The organism is Pseudomonas sp. NPDC087804, assembly GCF_044742965.1.
Classification (GTDB): Bacteria; Pseudomonadota; Gammaproteobacteria; order Pseudomonadales; family Pseudomonadaceae; genus Aquipseudomonas; species Aquipseudomonas rustica.
Genome location: NZ_JBIUVN010000001.1, coordinates 1,255,479 through 1,280,449 on the forward strand (window position 1 = coordinate 1,255,479; position 24,971 = coordinate 1,280,449).

Here is a 24,971-nt window from a genome sequence, read left to right on the forward strand (position 1 = left end):
AGTCATGAACATGCCAATTGCCCAAGCCGTGCTCAACCCAGAACTGGATCCGCTGGAAACCGCCAGCGTCGACCAGTTGCGTCAGCATCAACTCGAGCGCCTGCGCTGGAGCCTCAACCACGCCTACAACAATGTGCCGCTGTACCGTCAACGCTTCGATGCGCTGGGTGTGCACCCGGACGACATTCGCTCGCTGGACGATCTGGCGAAATTTCCGTTCACCACCAAATCCGACCTGCGCGACAACTACCCCTACGGCATGTTTGCCGTACCGATGCATGACGTCGTGCGCCTGCACGCGTCCAGCGGCACTACCGGCAAACCGACCGTGGTCGGTTACACGCAGAACGACATCGACACCTGGGCAAACATCGTTGCCCGCTCGATTCGCGCCGGCGGCGGCCGCCGCGGTGACAAGGTGCACATCTCTTACGGTTACGGCCTGTTCACCGGCGGCCTCGGCGCGCATTACGGTGCTGAACGCTTGGGTTGCACGGTGATTCCGATGTCCGGCGGCCAGACCGAAAAACAAGTGCAATTGATCAAGGATTTCCAGCCCGACATCATCATGGTCACGCCGTCGTACATGCTCAACATCGCCGACGAGATCGAACGTCAGGGCATCGACCCGCACAAACTGGCCCTGCGCCTGGGCATCTTCGGCGCCGAGCCGTGGACTGCCGAACTGCGCAGCGCCATCGAGGCACGCTTGGGCATCACTGCGCTCGACATCTATGGCTTGTCGGAAATCATGGGCCCGGGCGTGGCCATGGAATGCGCGGAAAGCCGCGACGGCCCAACGATCTGGGAAGACCATTTCTACCCGGAAATCATCGACCCGATCACCGGCGAAGTGCTGCCGGACGGACAGATGGGCGAACTGGTGTTCACTTCGCTGAGCAAAGAAGCCCTGCCGATGATCCGCTACCGCACCCGCGACCTCACTCGCCTGCTGCCGGGCACCGCACGCCCGATGCGCCGTATCGACAAGATCACCGGCCGCAGCGACGACATGCTGATCATCCGTGGCGTCAACGTGTTCCCGACCCAGGTCGAAGAGCAGGTGCTGAAAGTCAAACAGCTGTCGGAGTCATACGAGATTCACCTGTATCGCAACGGCAATCTCGACAGCGTCGATGTCCACGTCGAGCTCAAGGCCGAGCATCAAGGCTTGAGTGATGAACAGCAGAAAGCCCTGTGCGGGGAACTGAGCAAGCACATCAAGACCTACATCGGTATCAGTTCACGGGTGCTGCTGCAGCCGCCGTTCTCGATCAAACGCTCGGAAGGCAAGGCTTGCCATGTGATCGACAAACGCGTGAAAGCTTAAAAGCAATAACAGCGGCGAAGGTGCAAGGCCTTCGCTGCTCGCTGCAATCCCTCCCTCCCCCTGCAAAACCACGGCGATGCTCTGCCGAGCATCGCCGTGCGCGTTTTTCCGCTTTGCAAATGCGCGGCAACGCTCACCATTCATCCGAAGCGATACAGAAAAAACATACGACACGTTATTTTGTGTTTGATATTAATTTCCGTATCACTTATAAAGTTCTCCATGCCCTCGAACATGCCTTCGATAAACCTGAGGCAGGAGAACAATAATGTACGCACAGCTTGTAGAAACCGGCGTCAAGCGCATCAAAGACCTTTCGGAGATGTCCGAAGAGGAACGCGCCTTCCAGGAAAAAATCGATTCAGAAATCAAGATCGAAGCGAAGAACTGGATGCCCGATGCGTATCGCCAGACGCTGATCCGGCAGATCTCCCAGCACGCCCACTCCGAAATCGTCGGCATGCTTCCGGAAGGCAACTGGGTGACTCGCGCACCGTCACTCAAACGCAAATTGCAATTGATGGCGAAGATTCAGGACGAGGCCGGTCACGGGCTGTACCTCTACAGCGCGATGGAAACCCTCGGCGCCGACCGGGATGAAGAAATCGCCAAGCTGCACAGCGGCAAAGCCAAGTATTCGAGCATCTTCAATTACCCGACGCTGAACTGGGCCGACATGGGCGCGGTGGGCTGGCTGGTCGACGGCGCCGCGATCGTCAATCAGGTGGTGCTACAGCGCACCTCCTATGGCCCTTACTCGCGGGCCATGGTGCGCATCTGCAAGGAAGAGAGTTTCCATCAGCGCCAGGGCTACGAAATCCTCCTGACCATGATGCGTCACGGCACTCAGGCGCAAAAAGACATGGTGCAGGACGCAATCAATCGCCTGTGGTGGCCGTCGCTGATGATGTTCGGCCCGAGCGATGAGCACTCGCCGAACAGTGCGCAATCGATGGCCTGGAAGATCAAACGCCAGAGCAATGACGAACTGCGCCAGCGCTTTATCGACCAGACCATCCCGCAGCTCGAACTGCTCGGCTGCACCTGCCCCGATCCTGACTTGAAGTGGAACGCCGAGCGCGGCCACTACGACTTTGGCGAAATCCAGTGGAACGAATTCTACGAAGTGCTCAAGGGCAACGGCCCGTGCAATCAGGAACGCGTCGCCACCCGCCGCAAAGCCATTGAAGACGGCGCCTGGGTACGCGAAGCCGCCGTCGCCCACGCCCGTAAAAAAAACAACAAAAACGCCGCCTGACCCAAGGCACGACTATCCACCTGTAGGAGCTGCCGAAGGCTGCGATCTTTTGATCCTGGTCTTTTGATCTTTAGCGGTTTCGATGCCGCCAAAAGATCAAAAGATCGCAGGCTGCGCCAGCTCCTACAGGAGCCCGCAATCCCATGTAGGAGCTGCCGGAGGCTGCGATCTTTTGATCTTCGCCTCGGCCAGTTCCAAAGCACTGATGTGGAGTGAATGACATGTCCCAATGGACCCTTTTCGAAGTTTTCGTGCGCAGCAAGCACGGCCTCAATCACAAACACGTCGGCAGTGTGCATGCCGCCGACACCACCATGGCCATCGAAAACGCCCGCGAGCTCTACACCCGTCGCAGCGAGGGTGTGAGCCTGTGGGTGGTGCCTTCGGCGCTGATCACCGCCTCGTCCCCAGATGAAAAAGACCCACTGTTCGATCCGGCTGACGACAAAGTTTATCGCCACGCCAGTTTCTACGAACTGCCGGCCGAAGTCGGGCACATGTGAGGTCGACCATGAACGATAAAACCGATCTGATCGAATACCTGCTGCGCCTCGGTGACAGCGCCCTGATTCAGGGCCAGCGTCTGTGCCAATGGTGCGGCAAGGCGCCAGCGCTGGAAGAAGAACTGGCGCTGATGAACGTCGGCCTCGACCTCGTTGGCCAGGCGCGGCACTGGCTGGAATACGCTGCCGAGTTGCTGGATGACGGCCGCGATGCCGATGATCTGGCCTTCCGCCGCGACGAGCGTGCCTACCGCAATCTGCTGCTGGTCGAGCAACCGAATGGCGACTACGCCGTGACCATGCTCAAGCAATTCCTCTACGACGCCTGGCACCTGCCGGTGTTGCAGGGCCTGAGCCAGTCGAGCGACGAACGCATTGCCGGGATCGCCGCCAAAGCGGTCAAGGAAGTCACCTATCACCTGCGCCGCTCCGGCGAGTGGATCGAACGCCTGGGCGACGGCACCGAAGAAAGCCATCGGCGCATGCTCGCGGCGATTCCGGAAGTCTGGCGTTTTACCGTCGAACTGATCGCCGCTGACGACAGCGAACAACGTCTGTGCGCGGCCGGTATTTCGCCGGACATCGCCAGCGTCGCTGCGCAATGGCAAACCACGGTCAACGACGTGTTCACTCGCGCCACCCTGCCCGTCCCGGCAGCGCCGAGCTACTTCTATCTGAATGCCCGTCGCGGTCTGCACAGCGAACACCTGGGCATTTTGCTCGCAGAAATGCAGTTCCTGCCCCGAGCGTATCCCGATGCAACCTGGTGAGTTGATCACCAGCGATCGCGGCGCCCGGCCGGCGCTGCTCGGTGATCTGGACAAGGCCTGGGCGACCCTCGCCGAAGTCATGGATCCGGAGGTGCCGGTGGTCAGCGTGGTCGATCTGGGCATCGTCCGCGATCTCGACTGGCAGGCCGGGCATCTGCACGTGGTGGTCACGCCGACCTACTCCGGTTGCCCGGCCACCGAAGTGATCGAGGATGACATCCGCACCGCGCTGGAACAGGCCGGATTCAATGCGCCGAAACTGGAGCGCAAATTGACCCCGGCGTGGTCGACCGACTGGATCACCGCCGATGGCCGCGAACGCCTGCGCGCTTACGGCATCGCCCCGCCCGATGGCAGCGCAAGCAAACGCACGCTGCTCGGCGAGAGTCCGACGGTGCTCTGCCCGCAGTGCGGCAGCGCCCACACCGAAGTGCTCAGCGAGTTCGGTTCGACCGCGTGTAAAGCCTTGTACCGCTGCTGCGATTGCCGCGAGCCCTTCGACTATTTCAAGTGCATCTGAACGGCACAGCGCCGTGTCGGGAGAACAATAATGAGCAAATTTCACAGCCTGACCATCAAGGACGTGCGCAGCGAAACCCGTGACGCAGTGTCCATCGCCTTCGACATTCCGCAGCACCTGCAGGACAGTTTTCAGTTCACCCAAGGCCAGCACCTGGTGATGCGCACGCAGATGGACGGTGAAGAAGTGCGCCGCTCGTACTCGATCTGCACTGGGGTGAATGACGGCGAACTGCGCATTGCGATCAAACGCGTGGCCGGCGGGCGGTTTTCGGCGTTTGCCAATGAGCAATTGCAGCCCGGACACACGCTGGAAGTGATGCCACCGGCCGGGCATTTCCATGTTGATCTGGATCCGGCGCGGCATGGCAATTACCTCGCCGTGGCAGCGGGTTCGGGCATCACGCCGATTCTGTCGATCATCAAAACCACGCTGGAGAACGAACCGCACAGCCGCGTCACGTTGCTGTACGGCAACCGTTCCAGCTCCGGTGCATTGTTCCGTGAACAGCTGGAGGATCTGAAAAACCGTTACCTGCAACGTCTGAATCTGATCTTCGTGTTCAGCCGCGAGCAGCAGGATGTTGACCTTTATAACGGTCGCATCGATGCACAGAAATGCGAGCAACTGTTCAGCCGCTGGCTCGACGTCAAAGCCCTCGACGCAGCGTTCATTTGCGGCCCGCAAGAGATGACCGAAACCGTGCGCGACAGCCTCAAGGCCAAAGGCATGGGCGCCGAGCGCATCCACTTCGAACTGTTCGCCGCGGCCGGCAGCCAGCACAAACGCGAAGCCCGCGAAGCCGCGCAAATGCTCGACGCCGGGGTCAGCCAGATCACCGTGATCAGCGACGGCCGCGCTGTGGCGTTCGAACTGCCGCGCAACAGCCAGAGCCTGCTCGATGCCGGCAATGCGCAAGGCCTGGAGCTGCCGTACTCGTGCAAGGCCGGCGTGTGCTCGACCTGCAAGTGCAAAGTCATCGAAGGCGAAGTCGACATGGACAGCAACCATGCGCTGGAAGATTACGAAGTCGCGGCGGGCTATGTGCTGTCGTGCCAGGCATACCCGGTGAGCGACAAAGTCGTCCTCGATTTCGACCAGTTCTAAAGGATTCAAACCCATCCCCTGTAGGAGTGAGCCTGCTCGCGAAGGCGTCATCAAATTCAACATGAAGTCGCCTGACACACCGCTTTCGCGAGCAGGCTCGCTCCCACAGAGGATGGCGGTGCTCACAGCGCCAGGCATCAACACAAAACCATGTAGGAGCGAGCCTGCTTGCGAAGGCGTCATCAGATTCAACACTGAAGTTGCCTGACACACCGCTTTCGCGAGCAGGCTCGCTCCCACAGGGGAATGGTGGTGCTCGATGAGCCAGGCATCAACACAAAACCATGTGGGAGTGAGCCTGCTCGCGAAGGCGTCATCAGATTCAACACTGAAGTTGCCTGACACACCGCTTTCGCGAGCAGGCTCACTCCTACAGGGGAATGGTGGTGCTCAATGAGCCAGGCCTCAACACGAACCGATGTGGGAGCGGGCTTGCTCAGTTCATCCGTTCGATGACCGGCATCGGCGCGTCCGGCGCCAGCCAACACTAATTTCAAGCACAGGAGCTTATTTCATGTCCCACGCCCCTACCCTGCAAAGCTTCCTCGCCGGCCGCTGGATCGGCCAACACGGCGCGCAAATCCTGCGCAGCGCCATCGACGGCCACGAGCTGGCGCGCACGCATGAAGAACGCCCGGACTTCGCCGAAGCTATCGACTTCGGTCGCCGCCAAGGCGTCACCGAACTGATGAAGCTCGACTTCCAGCAACGCGCGCAACGCCTCAAAGCCCTGGCGCTGTACCTCAGCGAACGCAAGGAAGAGCTTTACGCGCTCTCGCACCACAGCGGCGCCACCCGCGCCGACAGCTGGATCGACATCGAGGGCGGCAACGGCACGCTGTTCACCTACGCCGGCCTCGGCGCGCGTGAGTTGCCGTCGGGCAACATCGTCCACGAAGGCCCGGCGCTGCCCTTGGGCAAACTCGGCACCTTTGCCGGCACACATATTCTGGTGCCGCGCGGCGGCGTCGCGGTGCACATCAACGCGTTCAACTTTCCGATCTGGGGCATGCTGGAAAAATTCGCGCCGTGCTTCCTCGCGGGCATGCCGTGCATCGTCAAACCGGCCAGCGCCACCAGCTATCTGACCGAAGCCGTGGTGCGCATGATGGATGCCTCGGGCCTGTTGCCGACCGGCAGCCTGCAACTGGTGATCGGCAGCACCGGCGACCTGCTCGACCGCATGCAAGGCCAGGACGTGGTGACCTTCACCGGCTCCGCCGACACCGCCGCCAAGCTGCGCGTCAACCCGAACCTGATCCGCAACTCGGTGCCGTTCAACGCCGAGGCCGACTCGCTGAACTGCGCGATCCTCGCGCCTGACGTGACGCCGGACGACGAAGAGTTCGAGCTGTTCATCAAAGAAGTCGCCCGCGAGATGACCACCAAGGCCGGGCAGAAATGCACCGCGATTCGCCGCGCCATCGTGCCCAAGCAACACATCGACGCCGTCGCCACACGCCTGCGTGATCGTCTGGCAAAAGTCGTCGTCGGCGATCCATCCGTGGAAGGCGTGCGCATGGGTGCATTGGCTTCCCATGATCAGCAGAAGGACGTCGGCGAACGCTTGCAAAGCTTGCTGCAAAGCTGCGATCAACTGTTCGGCGCTGAGGACGGTTTCGAACCGCGCGGCGCAAACGTCAGCCAAGGCGCATTCTTCGCTCCAACGCTGTTGCTGGCCCGTGATCCGCACGCCGAAGGTGGCGCGCATGACATCGAAGCCTTCGGCCCGGTCAGCACACTGATGGCTTACGACGATCTCGATGAAGCGCTGGTGCTGGCCGCGCGCGGCAAGGGCAGTCTGGTTGCCAGCCTGGTAACCAAGGATCCGAAAATCGCCGCCAAAGCCATTCCGGTCGCCGCGGCCTGGCACGGGCGTCTGTTGGTGCTGGATCGCGAATCCGCTGCCGAATCCACCGGCCATGGTTCGCCACTGCCACAACTGAAACACGGCGGCCCGGGTCGCGCTGGTGGCGGTGAAGAGCTCGGCGGCCTGCGCGCGGTCAAACACTACCTGCAACGCGCCGCCGTGCAGGGCTCGCCGACCATGCTTGCTGCCGTCACCGGTGAACACGTGCGCGGCGCAAAAGTCATCGAGACCGAAGTGCATCCATTCCGTCGACACTTCCAGGATCTGCAGATCGGCGAGTCGCTGCTGACTCACCGCCGCACTGTCACCGAAGCGGATCTGGTCAACTTCGGCTGCCTGTCCGGTGACCACTTCTACATGCACTTCGACGACATCGCCGCCAAGGAATCGCAGTTCGGCAAACGCATCGCCCACGGCTATTTCGTGCTGTCGGCGGCCGCTGGCCTGTTCGTCTCCGCTGCGCCCGGCCCGGTGCTGGCCAACTACGGCCTCGACACTTTGCGTTTCATCAACCCGGTCGGTATCGGCGACACCATTCAGGCGCGCCTGACCTGCAAACGCAAGATCGACCAAGGCAAGAAGAGCCCGCAAGGCATTCCGCAAGGCGTTGTGGCGTGGGATGTGGAAGTCACCAACCAGCTCGGTGAGCTGGTGGCCAGCTATGACATTTTGACCTTGGTGGTGAAGCGCGAAGAAGACGCAGCGTAACGAAAAAAGGGGCACCGCAAGGTTGCCCCTTTCCCACAGGGGAATTGATTGGGTTCTGGAGTTATTAAACAGACTGAAACAATAAATACGCCGATAGAAATATCGACGATTGTTGGGCAACTCTAGAGCCGCTCTGGGCTTCAAGCCATTCAGCACCTGCCCAAACCAGATCACCCAAGCGTTTAAAAGGGCGATCAGCCCGCCCACCCTTGGTATCATCGCCCACACTTTTTTGACGTTTTAATGACGGTAAGGTCTTTTTTTTGTGAGCGCTCTTTTTCACCGTTTGCGGCATCCGCATGCCCGCCTCGTCTCGTTGATTGTTTTGGTGCTGATCGTGCCGGTGTGCCTGCGCGCGGTATTGGGCTGGTCGTCACCGCTGGGGTATTTGTCGGATCTGGCCATTGGCAGTTCGCTGGTGGTTTTGCTGCATCGCCGCGCGTGGTGGCTGGCGCTGCCGGTGCTGTTGTTCTGGGGCCTGCTGGCGGTGGCGACTGCTGAACTGGTGAGCGCAGTCGGCCGCTTGCCGACACCTTCCGACATTCATTACCTGATCGATCCGCAATTTGTCGAAAACTCCACCGGCGGCGGTTTGGCGCATCCGGCGGTGGGCATTGTTTTGCTGTTGGCGCTGATGGTCTGGCTGCTGACCCGGTATCTCGGGCGCGGCGTCACTCGCCCAGCCCTGCCCCGCGCGGTGTGGAGCGTGCCACTGGTGTTGTTCGCCGCGCATTGGGGCGCGCAGAACCTGTGGCCGAACGAAGCTGATCCGTGGCGGCTGTACAACCTGCCACACCAACTGCTCGCCAGCGAAGTCGCCGATCTGCAGATTGAGGGCGAAGAATGGCTCGACGGCGATATTGAAGAACCCGCGCCGGCGATGGCCGGGCTCACCGACGTCGACCTCAATGGCCACAAACTGCTGGCCGCGCCGGGCCAGGCGCGCAACGTACTGATCATCGCGCTGGAAGGCATTCCCGGCGCCTACCTCCGCGCTAACCGCGAAGCCATTGGCAGCCATTATCAGGAAGACCTGATGCCCAACCTCAGCCGCTGGGCCGAGCGCGGCATGAACACTCCGGATTACGTGCTGCACACGCACCAGACCATTCGCGGCCTGTACGCGATGCTCTGCGGCGATTACGACAAGCTCAACAACGGCACGCCCAAAGGCGTGGAAATGCTCACCCTTAACGAACGCAATCAAGCCTGTCTGCCGGCGCAATTGCGCCAGCACGGTTTCAGTACGCACTACCTGCAAGGCGCCGGGCTGCGCTTCATGGCCAAAGACAAAATCATGCCGCACATCGGTTTCGATGCGACCCATGGTCTGGAATGGTTCACCAACAGCAACTACCTGGAATTCCCTTGGGGCAAAGACGACAAGGCCTTCTTCGAGGGCGCGCTGGACTATGTCGGTGAATTAAAGAAGCAGAAACAGCCGTGGATGCTCACGCTACTGACCGTTGGCACGCATCAGCCCTACTCCGCCCCGGAGGAATATCTGGAGCGTTATGAAACCCCCAAACAAGCCGCCGTCGGTTATCTCGATGACGCGCTGGAGCAGTTCCTCAGCGGTCTCGAACGCCAAGGCGTGTTGAAAGACACGCTGGTAGTGATTACTTCGGATGAATCCCATGGCATCGACGGTGTACGCCTGGCCTCCTCTTGGGGATTCAATCTCACCCTCGCGCCCGAGCAATCGCAACTGCCACGGCTGAACAAAGGCGTGTATGGCCACGTCGACCTGAGCACCTCGATCCTCGACTATTTCGACCTGCCGGTACCCACGGCACTCAGCGGTCGTTCGCTGTTCCGCGACTACGATTCCGGTCGCGAAATCATGTCCTTCACCAACGGCAAACTGCGTTACCACAATGGCCAAGGCATCTTCTCCGAATGCGATATGCCGCGCCGCTGCCGTTACTACGAAAGCGCCGGGTTCATTGCCGAAAGCGCCACGTACAAAGGTAAATACAGCGGCCACCCTGCCCGACAAATCGCAGCGCGTGCCAACGCACTCGACCTGTCGCTGCTGCGCACCCCACTCAATCAGCGCTATCAATTCGGCAGCACCAACGTCATCCCGCTACAGGCGCAAATCAAGGACGACTGGGCCGACAACCTGATCGGCGCGCAATACCTGGAAATGCCCAAAGGCTCTTACACCCGCGTACGCCTGACGGTGCGTGCGGTTGATCCGCAGCAAACGGCGTTTATTCAGCTCAAGGCCAAGGAATTCGAGAAAGACGTGCAGTTGGGTCTGCCGTCGGAAATGGTCGCCACGGCGGATCAACCGCTGGAGATGGATTTCAGCTTTGATAACCCGCAGCAGCGAAAGGCGTTTTCATTTCATCTGCTGGGATATGGGGAAGGCGCGGTTGAGGTCACGGATTTCAGCGTGATTACTGAACTGCCGGGCCAGGAAGACCTCTTGGACGAAGTGCCAGAGGACGACACCGCCCAGTCCACCTGAATATTTTCGCCTCAAAGCCAATGTAGGAGCTGCCGAAGGCTGCGATCTTTTGATCCTGATCTTTTAGAGGAAAGATCAAAAGATCGCAGCCTTCGGCAGCTCCTGCACGTGCAGGGCAATAAAAGACTTTGCCTATCAGTGTCCATCAGTCGGCCTATTAGCTGACTTGCCCAGTCGGGTCTAGCCTTACTAGTCCGAAGTCGGCACGAGCCGGCCGTAGCAGACCTGATAAGGACTCGAACATGGCAAACGAATCGAAATGCCCGTTCAACCACGCCGCCGGTGGTGGTACGACGAACCGTGACTGGTGGCCGAATCAACTCAACCTGAAAATTCTGAGTCAGCACTCGCCCAAGTCCGATCCGTTGGGCAAGGACTTCGACTACGCCAGCGCCTTCAATAGCCTCGATTTTCAAGCCCTGAAACAAGACCTCACCGCGCTGATGACCGACTCCCAGGACTGGTGGCCGGCAGACTTCGGCCACTATGGCCCGCTCTTCGTGCGCATGGCCTGGCACAGCGCTGGCACCTATCGAACCGCGGATGGCCGTGGTGGCGCTGGCTCGGGTCAACAGCGTTTTGCCCCGCTCAACAGCTGGCCAGACAACGTCAGCCTCGATAAGGCCCGCCGCTTGCTATGGCCGATCAAGCAGAAATACGGCCGCAATATTTCCTGGGCGGATCTGATTGTCCTCACCGGTAACGTCGCGCTGGAATCGATGGGCTTCAAAACCTTCGGCTACTCCGGTGGCCGCGCCGATGTCTGGGAACCGGACGAGGACGTTTACTGGGGTTCGGAACACGAATGGCTCGGCGGCGACAGTCGCTATGGCAAAGACAACGCACCGATGCAGGAGCCCGGTGACGGCACGCTCGTGGCGGAGCCGGATTTGCACGGTAAAGAGGAAAGCCGTACCGATCAGGGTGAACGCAATCTGGAAAATCCCCTCGCCGCCGTGCAGATGGGTTTGATCTACGTGAACCCGGAAGGCCCTGAAGGCAATCCCGATCCCGTCGCCTCCGCCCACGATATCCGCGAAACCTTCGGCCGCATGGCCATGAACGACGAAGAAACCGTGGCGTTGATCGCCGGCGGTCACGCTTTCGGTAAAACCCACGGCGCCGGGCCTGCCGACAATGTCGGGCCGGAACCGGAAGCGGCTGGATTGGAAGAACAAGGCCTCGGTTGGCGCAACGCTTTCGGCACCGGCAAAGGCGCCGACACCATCACCAGCGGCCTCGAAGTGACCTGGACGACCACGCCGACCAAGTGGAGCAACAACTATCTGGAAAACCTGTTCGGCTTCGAGTGGGAGCTGAGTAAAAGCCCCGCCGGTGCGCACCAGTGGATCCCGAAAAACGGCGCCGGTGCCGGCACGGTTCCACACGCCCATGACCCGAGCAAAAAACTTTCGCCGACCATGCTGACGTCTGACCTGGCGCTGCGTTTCGATCCGGCCTACGAGCAGATCTCCCGGCGCTTTCTCGCCAATCCTGAGCAACTGGCCGACGCCTTCGCCCGCGCCTGGTACAAACTGATCCACCGCGACATGGGCCCGCTGTCGCGCTACCTAGGTCCGGAACTGCCGAGCGAAGAACTGCTTTGGCAGGATCCGATTCCAGACGTCACGCACCCGCTGATCGACGACAGCGACGCCGCAGCACTGAAAAGCAAAATCCTGGAGTCGGGCCTATCGGTTTCGCAACTGGTCTCGACGGCTTGGGCGGCACTCTCGACGTTCCGTGGTTCAGACAAACGCGGTGGCGCCAACGGTGGCCGTCTGCGTCTGGCACCGCAGAAGTTCTGGCAGGCCAACCAGCCCGAGCAACTGGATAAAGTGCTGAGCACCCTTGAAGGGATTCAAAACCAGTTCAATGGCGGCGCAGCCGGCAAGCAAGTCTCGCTGGCGGATTTGATCGTGCTCGCAGGCAACGCGGGCATCGAACAAGCGGCGAAAAACGCTGGTCACTCGGTCAGCGTGCCGTTCCATCCGGGGCGTACCGATGCCACGCAGGAGCAAACCGACGTCGAGTCGTTTGGTTTCCTTGAGCCGATTGCCGATGGTTTCCGCAACTACAGCAAGGGCAAATACACGGTATCGGCGGAGGCGCTGTTGATCGACAAGGCGCAACTGTTGACGTTGACCGCGCCGGAAATGACCGTGTTGCTGGGTGGTTTGCGGGTGTTGAACACCAACGTCGGGCAGAGCCGTCATGGCGTCTTCACCAGCCAGACTGAAGCGCTGACCAATGACTTCTTCACCAACCTGCTGGACATGGGCGTGGAGTGGAAGCCGACATCGCGGGATGCGGATGAGTTTGAAGGACGCGATCGCAAGACCGGGAATGTGAAGTGGACGGCGACAAGGGTTGATCTGGTGTTTGGTTCCAATGCGCAGTTGCGGGCATTGGCTGAGGTGTATGCCAGTTCGGATGCGAAGGAGCAGTTTGTTAAGGACTTCGTCGCTGCCTGGACGAAAGTCACTAACCTCGACCGTTTCGACCTGAAAAACTGAAATATGTAGGAGCTGCGGCACGCTGCGATCTTTTGATCTTAAACATTAAGATCAAAAGATCGCAGCCTCGTTTCACTCGTCAGCTCCTACAGAACGCAAAAAAATGTGGGAGCAAGCCCGTTCCCACATTTTATCGCGCAGGCCATCTAAACCCTGTAGGAGCTGCCGAAGGCTGCGATCTTTTGACCTTGATGTTAAAAATCAAAAGATCGCAGCCTTCGGCAGCTCCTACAGGGATCGGCGTTACGCCAGGCTTTTGCTCACCACCTCAAACACATCACTCGACAACTGCCCCGACGCCCGAATCCGCTCCAGCTCGCCCTTCATCAGCGCCTGGCGCGCATCGTCGTATTTGCGCCAGCGCGTCAGCGGTGCCAATTGGCGAGAAGCGATCTGTGGGTTGAAGCCGTTCAGCTCAATCACCAGATCCGCGAGGAAGCGATAGCCCGAGCCATCCGCCGCATGGAAGTTGATCAGGTTCTGCCCGGCGAACGCGCCGACCAGCGCACGCACTTTGTTCGGGTTTTTGATGTTGAACGCCGGATGCTGCATCAGCGCCTTCACACGCTCCAGACCGCCCGGCAAGGTGCTGCCGGCCTGCACGCTGAACCACTGATCCATAACCAGCGGGTTGTCCTTGAAGTGCTCGGCAAAACTCGCCAGCGCCAGCGCTTTCTGCTCTTCGAACGGCGAGTTGACCAACACCGCCAGCGCAGTCAGGCGCTCGGTCATGTTGTCGGCGTTTTCAAACTGCTCCAGCGCCGCCGCCAATACTTCCGGCTTGCCGCTGAGCATCAGATAAGACAGGGCAATGTTCTGCAGCGCGCGACGGGCGAAATGCTCGGCTTCGGCCACGTACGGGGTTTTCTTCGACAGGTCACGGTTGGCCTGATAACGCAGCCACAGCGCCTCGAACAAGCCTTCGGCCAATTGCTTGCGCGCGAACTCACGGGCGATATGGATCGCATCAACATCCGCCACTTCGCTGATTTCAGTGAGGTAAGCCTCACCCGGCAGCGAGAGCATTTCGGCGACCATCGCCTGATCCAGCGATTCGTCCGACAGCACGGTACGCAGCGCCGACACCAGACGCGGGTCGAGCTTGAGGCTTTCGCCCTTCTGCTGCTGGCCAATCAGTTCTTGCAGCACTTGCACCGACAGTTGCTGACCAGCATCCCAGCGGTTGAAACCGTCGCTGTCGTGCTGCATCAGGAACATCAGCTGATCGCGGTTGTACGGGAAACTCAGTTTCACCGGCGCCGAGAAACCGCGCAGCAGCGATGGCAGTGGCTGTTCAGCAATGTCGACGAAGGTGAAAGCCTGTTCAGCTTCAGTCACCGAGATCACGCGAGTGGTGCCTTGCGCCGATGCTTCGCCGCTCAGGCGCAGGGCAATTTCGTTGCCCTTGCTGTCGAGCAGGCCGAGTTCGACCGGGATCACGAACGGCAGTTTTTCAACTTTGTCCGGGGTTTCCGGGCAGCTCTGGCGGAAGGTCAGGCTGTAGGTTTTCGCGGCGGCGTCGTAAGACTCGCTCACCGCCAGACGCGGTGTGCCGGCCTGGCTGTACCAGCGTTTGAACTGGGTCAGGTCAACGCCGTTGGCATCTTCCATCGCTTTGATGAAGTCGTCGCAGGTTACGGCTTGGCCATCATGGCGATCAAAGTACAGATCACTGCCCTTACGGAAGCCTTCGGCGCCGAGCAGGGTGTGGATCATGCCGACCACTTCCGAGCCCTTTTCGTACACGGTCAGGGTGTAGAAGTTGGAAATCTCGATGAAGCTGTCCGGGCGCACGGCGTGGGCCATCGGGCCGGCATCTTCGGCGAACTGGTGGGTTCGCAGATACGCGACGTCCTGAATACGTTTGACCGTGGCCGAGTTCATGTCGGCGGAGAAGCCGGAATCGCGGAACACGGTGAAGCCTTCTTTCAGCGACAACTGGAACCAGTCGCGGCAGGTCACGCGGTTGCCCGACCAGTTGTGGAAGTATTCGTGAGCGACGATCGCTTCAACGCGCTGGTGTGCAGCATCGGTCGCGGTTTCGGCACGAGCGAGCACGGCGCTGGAGTTGAAGATGTTGAGGCCCTTGTTCTCCATCGCGCCCATGTTGAAATCGTTGACGGCGACGATCATGAAGATGTCCAGATCGTACTCGCGACCGTAGACCTCTTCGTCCCAGCGCATCGACTTCTTCAGGCTGTTCATCGCGTGCTGGCACTTGTCGATGTTTTCCGGCTCGACGTAGATGCGCAGCGCGACGGTGCGATCGGTCATGGTGGTGAAAGTGTCTTCAACGCACCACAAATCACCGGCCACCAGCGCGAACAGGTACGCCGGTTTCATGAACGGGTCTTCCCAAGTCGCCCAGTGCCGGCCGTCTTCACCCGGGCCCGAGGCAATCGGGTTGCCGTTGGAGAGCAGCACCGGATAGCTGTGCTGTTCGGCGACCACGGTGGTGGTGAACTTGCTCATCACGTCCGGGCGGTCGAGGTAATAAGTGATCTTGCGGAAACCTTCGGCTTCGCACTGGGTGCAGAACATCGTGCCGGACTTGTACAAGCCTTCCAGTGCGGTGTTGGTTTCCGGGTGGATCTTGACGCTGGTGTCGACCGTGAAGGTTTCGGCTGTCGGCTGCAGGGTGAGATGGTTCTCGGACACTTGATAGTCAGCAGCGCCCAGCTCTTTATCGGCCAGGGTCACCGAGAGCAGTTCCAGCTGCTGGCCATCGAGCACCAGTGGCGGCAGGCCCGGGCCACGCGCCGGGTTGCGGCGCATGACCAACTGCGCGTGCACCAGGCTGTGATCCTCGAACAACTCGAAGGTCAGGTGTGTTTCGTCGATCAGGTACTCGGGCGCCTGATAGTCCTTGAGGTAAATCATCTTCGGTTGTTCGGTGCGCATGCTGGAGTCCTTATTGATGCACGGCGAGCTGATAAGCCGTGTACTTGCGAATATTGATCACGCCGGTATCGAAGATCAGGTACTGGCCTTTGATGCCCAACAACGTGCCTTCGGCAATCGGGTTCTTGTCCAGGTTGAAGCTGACGATTTTGGCCGGGTATTGCTCGACCGGATAGCGGATTTCGAGAGGTTCTACATCGGCAATCGTCTGAATTGCCTGTAGGCCGAATCGCTCCTGCAAACCTTGCAGGCCTTCGGCGCAGCTTTCAAACAGCTGATCGCGCACCTGCGCCAGATCCACCGTTGCCGCATCGCCCTTGAGCAACGCGCGCCAGTTGGTTTTGTCCGCGACCTGGCTGCGGAACAGGTCTTCCACGAAGCCCGACTGCTGCCGCGTCGACACGCGCATGATCGGCAACGCCTGACACGCGCCCTGATCGATCCAGCGCGTTGGCAGTTGCGTCGCACGGGTGATGCCCACCTTGATGCCCGACGAATTAGACAAATACACAACGTGATCGGTCATGCAGAACTGCTCGCCCCACGCTGGATCGCGGCAGGTGCCGGCGTCATAGTGGCAACGCTCCGGGCTCATGATGCACAGGTCGCATTGCGCCAGTTTGGTCATGCACGGGTAGCAATAGCCCTGACTGAAACTGGTTTTGGTCTTGCGCCCGCAATGGGTGCAGTGGATCGCCCCCAGGTACTCCAGACGCACCGTGGTGCCGATCATGGGATTGACCGGCACCTCGACGTCATCCAGACGAAACGCGTATTGCACGTTCGGCCCGTCGAGGCGCGCCGACATTTTGCTGATTGCACCGCGGCCAATCTCGATCAATGGATAGCATCCGACTTGAACAGGATGTTCGGCACTTCGATCGACTTCGATGCACATTCTTGCGGGCCCATGTAACCGGTGCGCTGATCTTCAGGCAGGTTCTGGATTTCCCAGGCGATCATCGCCTGCAACGACAGCTCGCGCTGCTCGGCGGTGAGTTTGCCACCGTCCGACCATTTGCCGATTTCCACGGCCAGTTTCAGGCTCTCGTAGATGTCCGGGGTGATGTTGTTGATCATGTCGTTAAAAGAGGACATCAGGGTCTCCGTGCTCTTTATCTACAAAAAAATTCAGGCGGCCAGTTTACGGCGGTTATACAAACCACCCAACAAACCGGTGAAGCATCCGATGAGTAACCCGCCGACGTGGGCGGCGTTGGCGATTTCGCCGAAACCGATGACCGAGATCACCCCGGACATGCACACCAGCAACCACACCAGCATCATCACCAGCACGCCGCGCGGCAGGCGATAGGCCGGGTTCGGCGCCAGCAGCTGGAAGATCCAGCAATGCCCGAGCAAACCGTACAGCACGCCAGAGAGGCCGCCGAACAGCGTCGGGCCGCTCCAGATGTATTGCGCATAGTTTGAGACCAGGCTGAACAACAGCGTCAGGCCGATCAGGTTGATGCTGCCCTGCCGCGACTCGATGCGCCGGCCCAGTTCCAAATACCACATGCCGTTCATGGCCAGGTGCAGGATGCCGAAGTGGATCAGCATCGGTGTGACCAGACGCCACCACTGCCCCGCCGCCAGACTGTCGGCCAACGGCGTGAAATGGATGTATTCACCGACCACCTGGAAGTCGAGGAAGGTCAGCCAGCGCAGGGTTTGCAGGTTTTCACCGAGGTAAGTCAGGCCGCCGACGATCAGGCACAGCAGCAAAATGAAGCCGGTGGCCTTGGCGTATTTCAGTTGTTCGGCGAAGCTCGGGCGTTTGACGGTCGGCGCGACGGGAATGTCCAGTTGCTGATCGGGATCGCCGGCCGGGAAGCGTTCGTACAGTGAGCGCACGTCTTCGCTGATTTCCGACGGCGCCCACAACACTTGCTCGCCCGCCTCTTCACTGACGCGATGCGGTACTTGCATGCGTTGCAGCAGTTTGACGAAACCGCTCAGATCCACGCCTAAAGGCAGACGTAATACCGCTACCGAACTCATTGCAGCACCTCCGGCCGCTCAACATCGACCCAGACAAATTTATTTGGATCGAGGAAGGTTTCCTGATCCAGGCGATAAGCAACGAGTTTGCCGTAGAGCACGGCGCTGTAATCCAGACACGCGAGGTTTGGCCGGATCGGCGCCGGTTTGCCGCTGCGCCAGTAGTGGCCGACGAACAGCAACGGCTCGTCGACGCCGTAGCGCAGCAGGGAATTCTTTTCGGTGGAGGTCAGCGGCGTCTGCGCCACCGGTTCCGGCAAGGCATCGGGCTGAAAGACGATGTCGCCATAGGTTTTCGGGTCGTCTTCCCAGAACTTGGTGCGGAAGAACGAACGCACCAGACCGTCGCCGCTGGTCATGGTCAAACCATCGGGCAGGCGCATGTCGGTGCCACGCAGCAAACGGTCGAACACGGTGCAGGCGAAGCTATCCGGTACCGCCGATGCCTGGAGGAAATGCTCATCGATGCAGCCATTGGGGAACAGCGCGCGCAGCGGTTCGATCAGGCCGGCATCCCAGCAGGCATGCACGACGCGGAAACGTCCGGCGTCGACAAACAGCGGCAGCTCATAGAACCAGCGCTGGAAATCGTGCCAGTCGCCGGGATGACCTTCGAACTGCGTCAGGGTTTCGTGGAGCAACCGCGCATGACGCTTGGTGTGCTCGCGCACGAACTGCTTGCCGCTGCCCGGTGGCGCCGGGGTGCTCCAGCCGAGTGCGTTGAATTCGTGGTTGCCCATGATGCACAAGGCCTGCCCGGCCTCGACCATGTCGTGGACGATGTGCAGCGCCTCGCGAATGCGCGGGCCACGGTCGATGATGTCGCCAACGAACACGGCCATGCGCGATGGATGCCGCCACACCCCGCCTTGCTTGTGATAACCGAGTCGGTCAAGCAAGTGTTCGAGGGTCAGGGCGCATCCGTGCACGTCACCAATCAGGTCATAACTGCGCGCGGGATCGAGCATCAGTCGCCTCCACCACCCAACTTGCTGCCCCAGCCGAGCTTGGTGCGGCAGACTTCATAGTAGTTGTGGTCGAGCGGATGAATCAGGCGCAGCTTCTGTGCTTTCTTGCTGACGGTGATGGTGTCGCCCGGCGCGCAGGTGAAGTGGTTCTGCCCGTCGCAGGAGACTTGCGGGTAAATCTGCATGTTTTTCGACACGACGATTTTCAGCTCACTGTTGCCATCGACCACAATTGGCCGGCTCGACAACATATGGGGGTACATCGGCACGATCACAATGGCATCGAGCTTGGGATGCATGATCGGGCCACCGGCGGACAGCGCGTAAGCCGTGGAACCGGTCGGCGTCGCGACGATCAGGCCGTCAGCCTTCTGACTGCAAACGAACTGGCCGTCGATGTAGAGCTCGAACTCGATCATCCGCGTCGATTTGCCGGGGTGCAGCACCACGTCGTTGAGCGCGTCGCCCTGGCCAATAGCCTCGGCGTGACGGCGCACTTCGGCCTGCAGCAGGAAGCGGTTTTCCACCAGATAGTGGCCGTCGAGCACTTTGGCGACTTCGACTTCCAGTTCATCCGGGCGAATATCGGTGAGGAAGCCGAGGCTGCCACGGTTGATGCCCAGCACCGGAATATTGTGTTTGGCCAGCGCACGTGCGGCGCCGAGCAGGCTGCCGTCACCGCCGACGACGATGACCATGTCGCAGACTTCGCCGAGCATCTTGCGCGACGAGGTTTGCAGGCCGTGGCCCGGCAGCACTTCAGCGATGGTGTCTTCGAGGATCACATGCAGGTGACGATCGAGCAGAAACCGTTTCAGTCGGCGGACGGTATCCAGCACCTGGGAACTGCCCAGGCGACCGATGATGCCGATATTACGAAATTGCTCCATGGGACCTCTGCGGACAATCGAAAACGCGAAAAACAGGATTATGGGCGAAAGCGCCAGATAGACAAAATCCTTTCAGCCTCAAGGACGCGCTCGTGTTTACGGCTATGCTCGCAAGATGATCCTATTTCCCGACCTGCTCCAGTTGCCTCACCAATTGCGCCATCCGGAAGTGCGGGATCTGGCGTGGGTGATCCTCGCCCCGCCGATGCTCGCCACCACGCCGTGGCCGCAACGTCATCCGCTGGCGGGCAGCGACTGGGTGGATGACCCACATCGCCTCGAACATTGGCTGCGCCAACTCGACCGCGACAGCTACGGTTTGCTGCATTGGTTATCGCAGGCGCGCACGCGGCGTCTGGGCCTGTATTACGAGCGGCTGTGGCAATTTGCCGTGGCGCAGGCGCCGGGGATCGAGCTGATTGCCGCCAACCTGCCGATCCGCCGCGAAGGTCATACGCTCGGCGAACTCGACATGCTGCTGCGTGATCGCGACGGCGTGCATCACCTGGAATTGGCGATCAAGCTGTACCTCGGCCCGCAACAGGGCGATGGGCGTGATTCGGCGCAATGGCTGGGGCCGGGTTGTCATGATCGGCTGGATCGCAAACTGGCGCATCTGGCTGGTCATCAGTTGCCGATCTCGGCGCGACCGGAAAGCCGTGAGGCCTTGGCGGCGCTGGATATCGAGTCGTTCAGCGCGCAATTGTGGCTGGGCGGCTATCTGCTGTATCCGTGGCCCGGTCAGGCTGAGTCGCCAAGCGGCGCGCACCCGCAGCATCTGCGCGGCAGTTGGTTGCATCAAAAGGATTGGCCAGCGTTCGTCGCGCAACGCCCGGCCGGTCGCTGGCAGCCCCTGCCCCGTCACGCGTGGCTGGCGCCGGCGCATTACCCGGCGGATCAGACCTGGAGCGAAGTGCATTTGCAGGCGTGGCTGGAGGAGCTGGAACCGATGGCGCCGGCGCAATTGCTGGTGCGCCTGACCGAGAATGCGCGGGGCGATTGGGAAGAGGCGGAGCGGTTGTTTCTGGTGTCGGATCTTTGGCCGAATGTGCCGGGGCAGGCCTAAAAGATCGCAGCCTTCGGCAGCTCCTACAGATGTACGCATACCCATGTAGGAGCTGCCGAAGGCTGCGATCTTTTGATCTCAAATGGACAGCCGCACAGCCAAAGCCGCCAACGTCACCAACAACACCGGCACCGTCAACACAATCCCGACCTTGAAGTAATACCCCCAACCAATGTGAATCCCCTTGCGCTCCAGCACATGCAGCCACAGCAACGTCGCCAGACTGCCAATCGGCGTGATCTTCGGCCCCAAGTCGCTGCCGATCACGTTGGCGTAAATCATCGCTTCCTTGATCACCCCACTCGCCTGACTCGCATCGATCGACAGCAAACCAATCAGCACCGTCGGCAAATTATTCATGATCGACGACAACAGTGCCGTCAGCACACCGGTGCCCAACGCCGCGCCCCACACGCCGTGGCCAGCAAACACATCCAGCCAACCGGCCAGATAGCTTGTCAGCCCGGCATTGCGCAAGCCGTAGACCACCAGATACATGCCCAGCGAGAAAATCACGATCTGCCACGGCGCCTCTTTCATCACCTTGCGCGTAGAGATTTTGTGACCGCGAGCGGCGATGCCCAGCAGCAGTGCGGCGCAGACAGCGGAAATCGCGCTGATCGGAATGCCCAACGGCTCAAGGGCGAAACAGCCGATCAACAGAATCGCCAACACCGCCCAACCCGCATAGAACGTGGCTTTGTCGTGGATCGCGGTTTCGGGGCGTTCAAGTTGATCGGGGTCGTAGGCCTTGGGAATGTCACGGCGGAAGAACCACAGCAACATGCCCAACGTCGCCGCGACGCTGACGAAGTTGACCGGCACCATCACCGCCGCGTAGCGGTTGAAGCCGATGTGGAAGAAGTCCGCCGAGACGATGTTGACCAGGTTCGACACCACCAGCGGCAGGCTTGCGGTGTCGGCGATAAAGCCTGCGCCCATGACGAAGGCCAGGGTCGCAGCCGGGGAAAAGCGCAGCGCCAGCAGCATGGAAATCACGATTGGCGTGAGGATCAGCGCCGCGCCGTCATTGGCGAACAGCGCCGACACCAGCGCGCCGAGCAGCACCATAAAGGCAAACAGCTTGCGCCCACTGCCCCGCCCCCAACGCGCCACGTGCAACGCAGCCCAATTGAAGAAACCGGCCTCATCGAGCAGCAGACTGATGATGATCAGCGCAACAAAGGTGCCGGTGGCGTTCCAGATGATCTGCCAGACCAGCGGGATATCGCTGAGGTGCACGACGCCAAAGATCAACGCCAGCACAGCACCGAGCGTCGCACTCCAGCCGACGCCGAGGCCTTTGGGTTGCCAGATGACAAGGGTAATGGTCAGCAGGAAAATCAGTGACGCAGCAAGCATCCGCAACAGCCTTGTTCGAAAGAGGATTTTGGGGGACGACAGGATACCTGTGGTGAGGGGATTTATCCCGACCGGCTGCGCAGCAGCCGCAAAACCTGCGAACTCGGTTTGACTGAGAAACGCAGGGGGTCGCTTCGCAACCCATCGGGGATAAATCCCCTCACCACAAAGAGTTCACCAAGGTGCTGGATTATTTTTTGTGTTGCTCGACGAACTGTCCGTAAGCATTGATAAAGCTTTGCAGGAAAGGTTTCACCGATTCACTCAACTTCCCCGCTTCATCAAACGCTGTCCCCGCACCGCCCAGATAAGCCTCTGGTTGCTGCATGCAAGGCACATTGAGAAACACAAACGACTGGCGCAGGTGCTGGTTCGCGCCGAAACCGCCAATGGCCCCCGGCGATACGCTGATCACCGCGCCCGGTTTGCCACTCCAGACTGCCTTGCCATAAGGCCGCGAGCCAACATCGATCGCATTCTTCAACGGTGCCGGCACCGAGCGGTTGTACTCCGGCGTAACAAACAGCACCGCGTCGGAAGAACCGACTTTTTGCCGGAAAGTACTGTAGGCTGCCGGCGGTGAATCGCCATCGATGTCTTCGTTATACAGTGGCAGATCGCCAATCTCGACAATGCTCAGTTTCAGGTTCGCCGGCGCCAGTTCCGCCAGCGCCAGGGCGACTTTGCGGTTGATCGATGCTTTGCGCAGGCTACCGACTATGACGGCGACGTTATAGACATTGCTCATGGAAGACTCTCGATGTCCGTGGAGGAGCCTGTAGTTATAGATGATCCCGTGACGATTCCACCAGCAGACGAGGGAAAAATCCCGGCTGCTGAATATTTTTTTCGTGCAGGAAAACTTACAGCGCTGGATGGCGGTCTTAAAACCGCAAATCAAGCGTTTTATCTCCAGAGGTTCTAAACAGATGGCAGCAGTACTCGTCGGTCAGTTCCATGCAAGAGATGCGGAAGGCCGCGTTTATTCCGTGCATGAATTCCAGGAATCCAACCCGTCGGCAGACGGTCTCACTGGCTCGGAGCCGATTTACAAACTGGCCATCGGCGATCGCATCAAGAAGATCGACGACCAGACGTTCGAACTGGTTCAGTCGGGTATCACCCTGACCCGCGAGCCTGAGCCAACCGTCGCTTCATAACTCGTCGTTATGAGCAGAAGTCATATGCGCAGAGTTGGGTTAGGATCAGTCACTGACCCCACCTGCTGAACATGGACTTCACGCATGCGTTTACGCCATATCGAAGTGATTCAGGCGCTCTTGCAGACCGGTCACCTGGGCACCGCCGCCGAATGGCTGCAGTTGCCAGTGACCGAGGTCGAAGAGCGTTTGCGCGAAGCCGAGAGTCAGTTGGGGTTCATGCTGTTCGCCAGCGTTCGCGGACGATTGCAATCGACGCCGGAAGCGCGGGCGCTGCAAGTCGAAATCGCCCACGTCTATGCAGCGCTCGAGCCGGTTCAGCGTCTGGCCAGCAGCCTCAAACAGTACCTCGCCCCTCCCTTGCGCATCATCGGCACCCCGCCGCTCTCCCAACATCTATTACCGCAAAGTCTTGCCGCCATGCGCCGACGCCTGCCCGATGCACCGTGCAGCCTGCTCAGTGCGCCGACCCGCGACATCGTCCGCAGCCTGTTGCTGCGCGAAAGTGATCTGGGCCTGAGCCTGCACGATCCCGAACATTCCGACATTGATTGCCAGCCACTGGCCCACGGCAAACTGCAACTGCTCGCGCCCCACGGTTGGCTGCAGCCGAAGCAGAAATACATTTCTCTACAGGATTTGGCGGGGCAGGCGATGGTCGGCCTCGACGGTCAGGATCCGCTGAGCCCGGCACTGGAAAACAAACTCGAGGCCTTGCGCCCAGCGCCGAGCATCCAGACTCGCGTGCAAACCCATCAGATGATGCGCAGCATGGTCGAGGCCGGCGAAGGCCTGGCCATCGTCGACCCGTTCACCGCCCTCGGTGCGCGCGCCGGCGGGCTCGATGTCTGCCCACTGTCGCCAGCGGTGCCGATCAGCCTCTACGCGCTGACCTTCAAACACACCGCGCCCTCAGCGGCAATTCAGACCTTACTGGCGATTGTCACGGAACAAGCCGAGGCGATGCTGTCGAGCTGAGCGGGTTTTCCAGCGGATTATCAAACAGTCGATACCAGAACAGCGCCACTTCGGCAGTGTTCGGATCAATACCTCGATAGCGCAACTCGTCGACACCGCCAATCACATAGCCGCAACGCTCATACAACCGGCAAGCACCGAGGTTGTTGTTTTGCGTTTCGAGCATGATCCCCGGCAGCTTCTTTTTGCGACTCCAGAATTGCGCGACATCCAGCAACGCTTTGGCCACGCCGTGCCGACGCGCCGGCGCGTGCACCGCCAATTCGTCAATGTGGGCGAAACCGTTCCAGTTGGTGCTGATCACCAAATGGCCCACCGCCTCGTCATCCAGATACGCCATGAAGATCGCACTGTCCGGCGCATCGCGGAAACTGCTGAATTCTTCGGGGTCGATGCCGTAGCACTTGCGATACGGCACGATGGGCGTCACCCGCCACTGCTCGACAGGCTGACCAATCACCGCCGCGCCGTAAGCGGCCACTTCAAAACTGAAGTCGCTACCCCAGATATAGGGCGCAAAACCTTCGTCGGCGACACGCACCGACAGGCCTGGGTATTTTGGATTCACGGCCGGTTGCATACTGGGA

22 protein-coding genes are annotated in these 24,971 nt (G+C 60.1%); 13 read left to right on the forward strand and 9 right to left on the reverse strand.

What is annotated here, in order from left to right:
* Window positions 1-4: 4 nt before the first annotated feature.
* The 9 genes from paaK to katG all read left to right on the forward strand — a co-directional run bounded on the left by paaK (window position 5) and on the right by katG (window position 13,058).
* Window positions 5-1,330: a phenylacetate--CoA ligase PaaK gene (gene paaK, locus ACIOMO_RS05475; protein ID WP_053119429.1), complete on the forward strand. Its 1,326-nt coding sequence runs from the start codon at window positions 5-7 to the stop codon at window positions 1,328-1,330.
* Window positions 1,331-1,598: 268 nt separating this feature from the next.
* Window positions 1,599-2,588, forward strand: coding sequence for a 1,2-phenylacetyl-CoA epoxidase subunit PaaA (gene paaA, locus ACIOMO_RS05480; protein ID WP_282357861.1), 990 nt, complete (start codon window positions 1,599-1,601; stop codon window positions 2,586-2,588).
* Between the two features lie 221 nt (window positions 2,589-2,809).
* A complete protein-coding gene (gene paaB / locus ACIOMO_RS05485; RefSeq protein ID WP_008079627.1) occupies window positions 2,810-3,091 on the forward strand; it encodes a 1,2-phenylacetyl-CoA epoxidase subunit PaaB in 282 nt (93 codons plus the stop codon).
* Between the two features lie 8 nt (window positions 3,092-3,099).
* Window positions 3,100-3,861, forward strand: coding sequence for a 1,2-phenylacetyl-CoA epoxidase subunit PaaC (gene paaC / locus ACIOMO_RS05490; RefSeq protein ID WP_401238794.1), 762 nt, complete (start codon window positions 3,100-3,102; stop codon window positions 3,859-3,861).
* A complete protein-coding gene (paaD, locus tag ACIOMO_RS05495) occupies window positions 3,848-4,381 on the forward strand; it encodes a 1,2-phenylacetyl-CoA epoxidase subunit PaaD (protein WP_159815308.1) in 534 nt (177 codons plus the stop codon). Before paaC ends, paaD begins: the two co-directional genes overlap by 14 nt.
* A gap of 30 nt (window positions 4,382-4,411) precedes the next feature.
* Window positions 4,412-5,488: a 1,2-phenylacetyl-CoA epoxidase subunit PaaE gene (paaE, locus tag ACIOMO_RS05500; protein ID WP_159815309.1), complete on the forward strand. Its 1,077-nt coding sequence runs from the start codon at window positions 4,412-4,414 to the stop codon at window positions 5,486-5,488.
* Between the two features lie 514 nt (window positions 5,489-6,002).
* A complete protein-coding gene (gene paaZ / locus ACIOMO_RS05505; protein ID WP_400645936.1) occupies window positions 6,003-8,066 on the forward strand; it encodes a phenylacetic acid degradation bifunctional protein PaaZ in 2,064 nt (687 codons plus the stop codon).
* Between the two features lie 265 nt (window positions 8,067-8,331).
* Window positions 8,332-10,542, forward strand: coding sequence for an LTA synthase family protein (locus tag ACIOMO_RS05510; protein ID WP_401238797.1), 2,211 nt, complete (start codon window positions 8,332-8,334; stop codon window positions 10,540-10,542).
* A gap of 242 nt (window positions 10,543-10,784) precedes the next feature.
* Window positions 10,785-13,058, forward strand: coding sequence for a catalase/peroxidase HPI (gene katG, locus ACIOMO_RS05515; RefSeq protein WP_401238800.1), 2,274 nt, complete (start codon window positions 10,785-10,787; stop codon window positions 13,056-13,058).
* Between the two features lie 243 nt (window positions 13,059-13,301).
* Here the strand turns inward: katG and pepN are convergent, their stop codons facing one another.
* The 6 genes from pepN to ACIOMO_RS05545 are packed head-to-tail and all read right to left on the reverse strand — an operon-like array spanning window position 13,302 to window position 19,818.
* Complete coding sequence (pepN, locus tag ACIOMO_RS05520; protein ID WP_401238803.1) at window positions 13,302-15,959, reverse strand: aminopeptidase N; 2,658 nt, start codon at window positions 15,957-15,959, stop codon at window positions 13,302-13,304.
* A gap of 10 nt (window positions 15,960-15,969) precedes the next feature.
* A complete protein-coding gene (locus ACIOMO_RS05525) occupies window positions 15,970-16,800 on the reverse strand; it encodes a DUF2797 domain-containing protein (RefSeq protein ID WP_053119411.1) in 831 nt (276 codons plus the stop codon).
* Window positions 16,797-17,057 (reverse strand): YeaC family protein, encoded by a 261-nt coding sequence (locus ACIOMO_RS05530; protein WP_007919229.1) that lies wholly within the window; start codon window positions 17,055-17,057, stop codon window positions 16,797-16,799. The genes ACIOMO_RS05525 and ACIOMO_RS05530 overlap by 4 nt, the downstream gene beginning before the upstream one ends.
* A gap of 33 nt (window positions 17,058-17,090) precedes the next feature.
* Window positions 17,091-17,960, reverse strand: coding sequence for a rhomboid family intramembrane serine protease (locus ACIOMO_RS05535; RefSeq protein WP_401238806.1), 870 nt, complete (start codon window positions 17,958-17,960; stop codon window positions 17,091-17,093).
* On the reverse strand, window positions 17,957-18,928 hold the full coding sequence (locus ACIOMO_RS05540) for a metallophosphoesterase (RefSeq protein WP_053119407.1): 972 nt from the start codon (window positions 18,926-18,928) through the stop codon (window positions 17,957-17,959). Before ACIOMO_RS05540 ends, ACIOMO_RS05535 begins: the two co-directional genes overlap by 4 nt.
* Window positions 18,928-19,818, reverse strand: a complete 891-nt coding sequence (locus ACIOMO_RS05545) for an NAD(+) kinase (protein WP_003224174.1) — start codon at window positions 19,816-19,818, stop codon at window positions 18,928-18,930. Before ACIOMO_RS05545 ends, ACIOMO_RS05540 begins: the two co-directional genes overlap by 1 nt.
* Window positions 19,819-19,933: 115 nt before the next feature.
* Here ACIOMO_RS05545 and ACIOMO_RS05550 point away from each other — a divergent pair, with 115 nt between their 5' ends.
* Window positions 19,934-20,884, forward strand: coding sequence for a DUF1853 family protein (locus tag ACIOMO_RS05550; RefSeq protein WP_401238809.1), 951 nt, complete (start codon window positions 19,934-19,936; stop codon window positions 20,882-20,884).
* A 78-nt stretch (window positions 20,885-20,962) separates the two neighbouring features.
* Here the strand turns inward: ACIOMO_RS05550 and ACIOMO_RS05555 are convergent, their stop codons facing one another.
* The gene (locus ACIOMO_RS05555) at window positions 20,963-22,246 is read right to left on the reverse strand and encodes an arsenic transporter (protein ID WP_282358151.1); all 1,284 of its coding nucleotides are present in this window, start codon (window positions 22,244-22,246) and stop codon (window positions 20,963-20,965) included.
* A 190-nt stretch (window positions 22,247-22,436) separates the two neighbouring features.
* Window positions 22,437-22,994: an NADPH-dependent FMN reductase gene (locus tag ACIOMO_RS05560; RefSeq protein ID WP_053119401.1), complete on the reverse strand. Its 558-nt coding sequence runs from the start codon at window positions 22,992-22,994 to the stop codon at window positions 22,437-22,439.
* A gap of 12 nt (window positions 22,995-23,006) precedes the next feature.
* Here ACIOMO_RS05560 and ACIOMO_RS05565 point away from each other — a divergent pair, with 12 nt between their 5' ends.
* The 3 genes from ACIOMO_RS05565 to ACIOMO_RS05575 all read left to right on the forward strand — a co-directional run bounded on the left by ACIOMO_RS05565 (window position 23,007) and on the right by ACIOMO_RS05575 (window position 24,384).
* The gene (locus tag ACIOMO_RS05565) at window positions 23,007-23,171 is read left to right on the forward strand and encodes a hypothetical protein (protein WP_401238814.1); all 165 of its coding nucleotides are present in this window, start codon (window positions 23,007-23,009) and stop codon (window positions 23,169-23,171) included.
* Between the two features lie 4 nt (window positions 23,172-23,175).
* On the forward strand, window positions 23,176-23,406 hold the full coding sequence (locus ACIOMO_RS05570; RefSeq protein ID WP_053119399.1) for a hypothetical protein: 231 nt from the start codon (window positions 23,176-23,178) through the stop codon (window positions 23,404-23,406).
* Window positions 23,407-23,490: 84 nt separating this feature from the next.
* Window positions 23,491-24,384, forward strand: a complete 894-nt coding sequence (locus ACIOMO_RS05575; RefSeq protein ID WP_401238817.1) for a LysR substrate-binding domain-containing protein — start codon at window positions 23,491-23,493, stop codon at window positions 24,382-24,384.
* On the opposite strand, the gene ACIOMO_RS05580 is transcribed toward ACIOMO_RS05575, so the two are convergent.
* Window positions 24,350-24,964 carry a GNAT family N-acetyltransferase gene (locus ACIOMO_RS05580; protein WP_053119395.1) on the reverse strand — a complete coding sequence of 205 codons (615 nt, stop codon included), beginning with the start codon at window positions 24,962-24,964 and terminating at the stop codon, window positions 24,350-24,352. The two genes, ACIOMO_RS05575 and ACIOMO_RS05580, sit on opposite strands and share 35 nt — an antisense overlap.
* Between the last annotated feature and the right edge of the window lie 7 nt (window positions 24,965-24,971).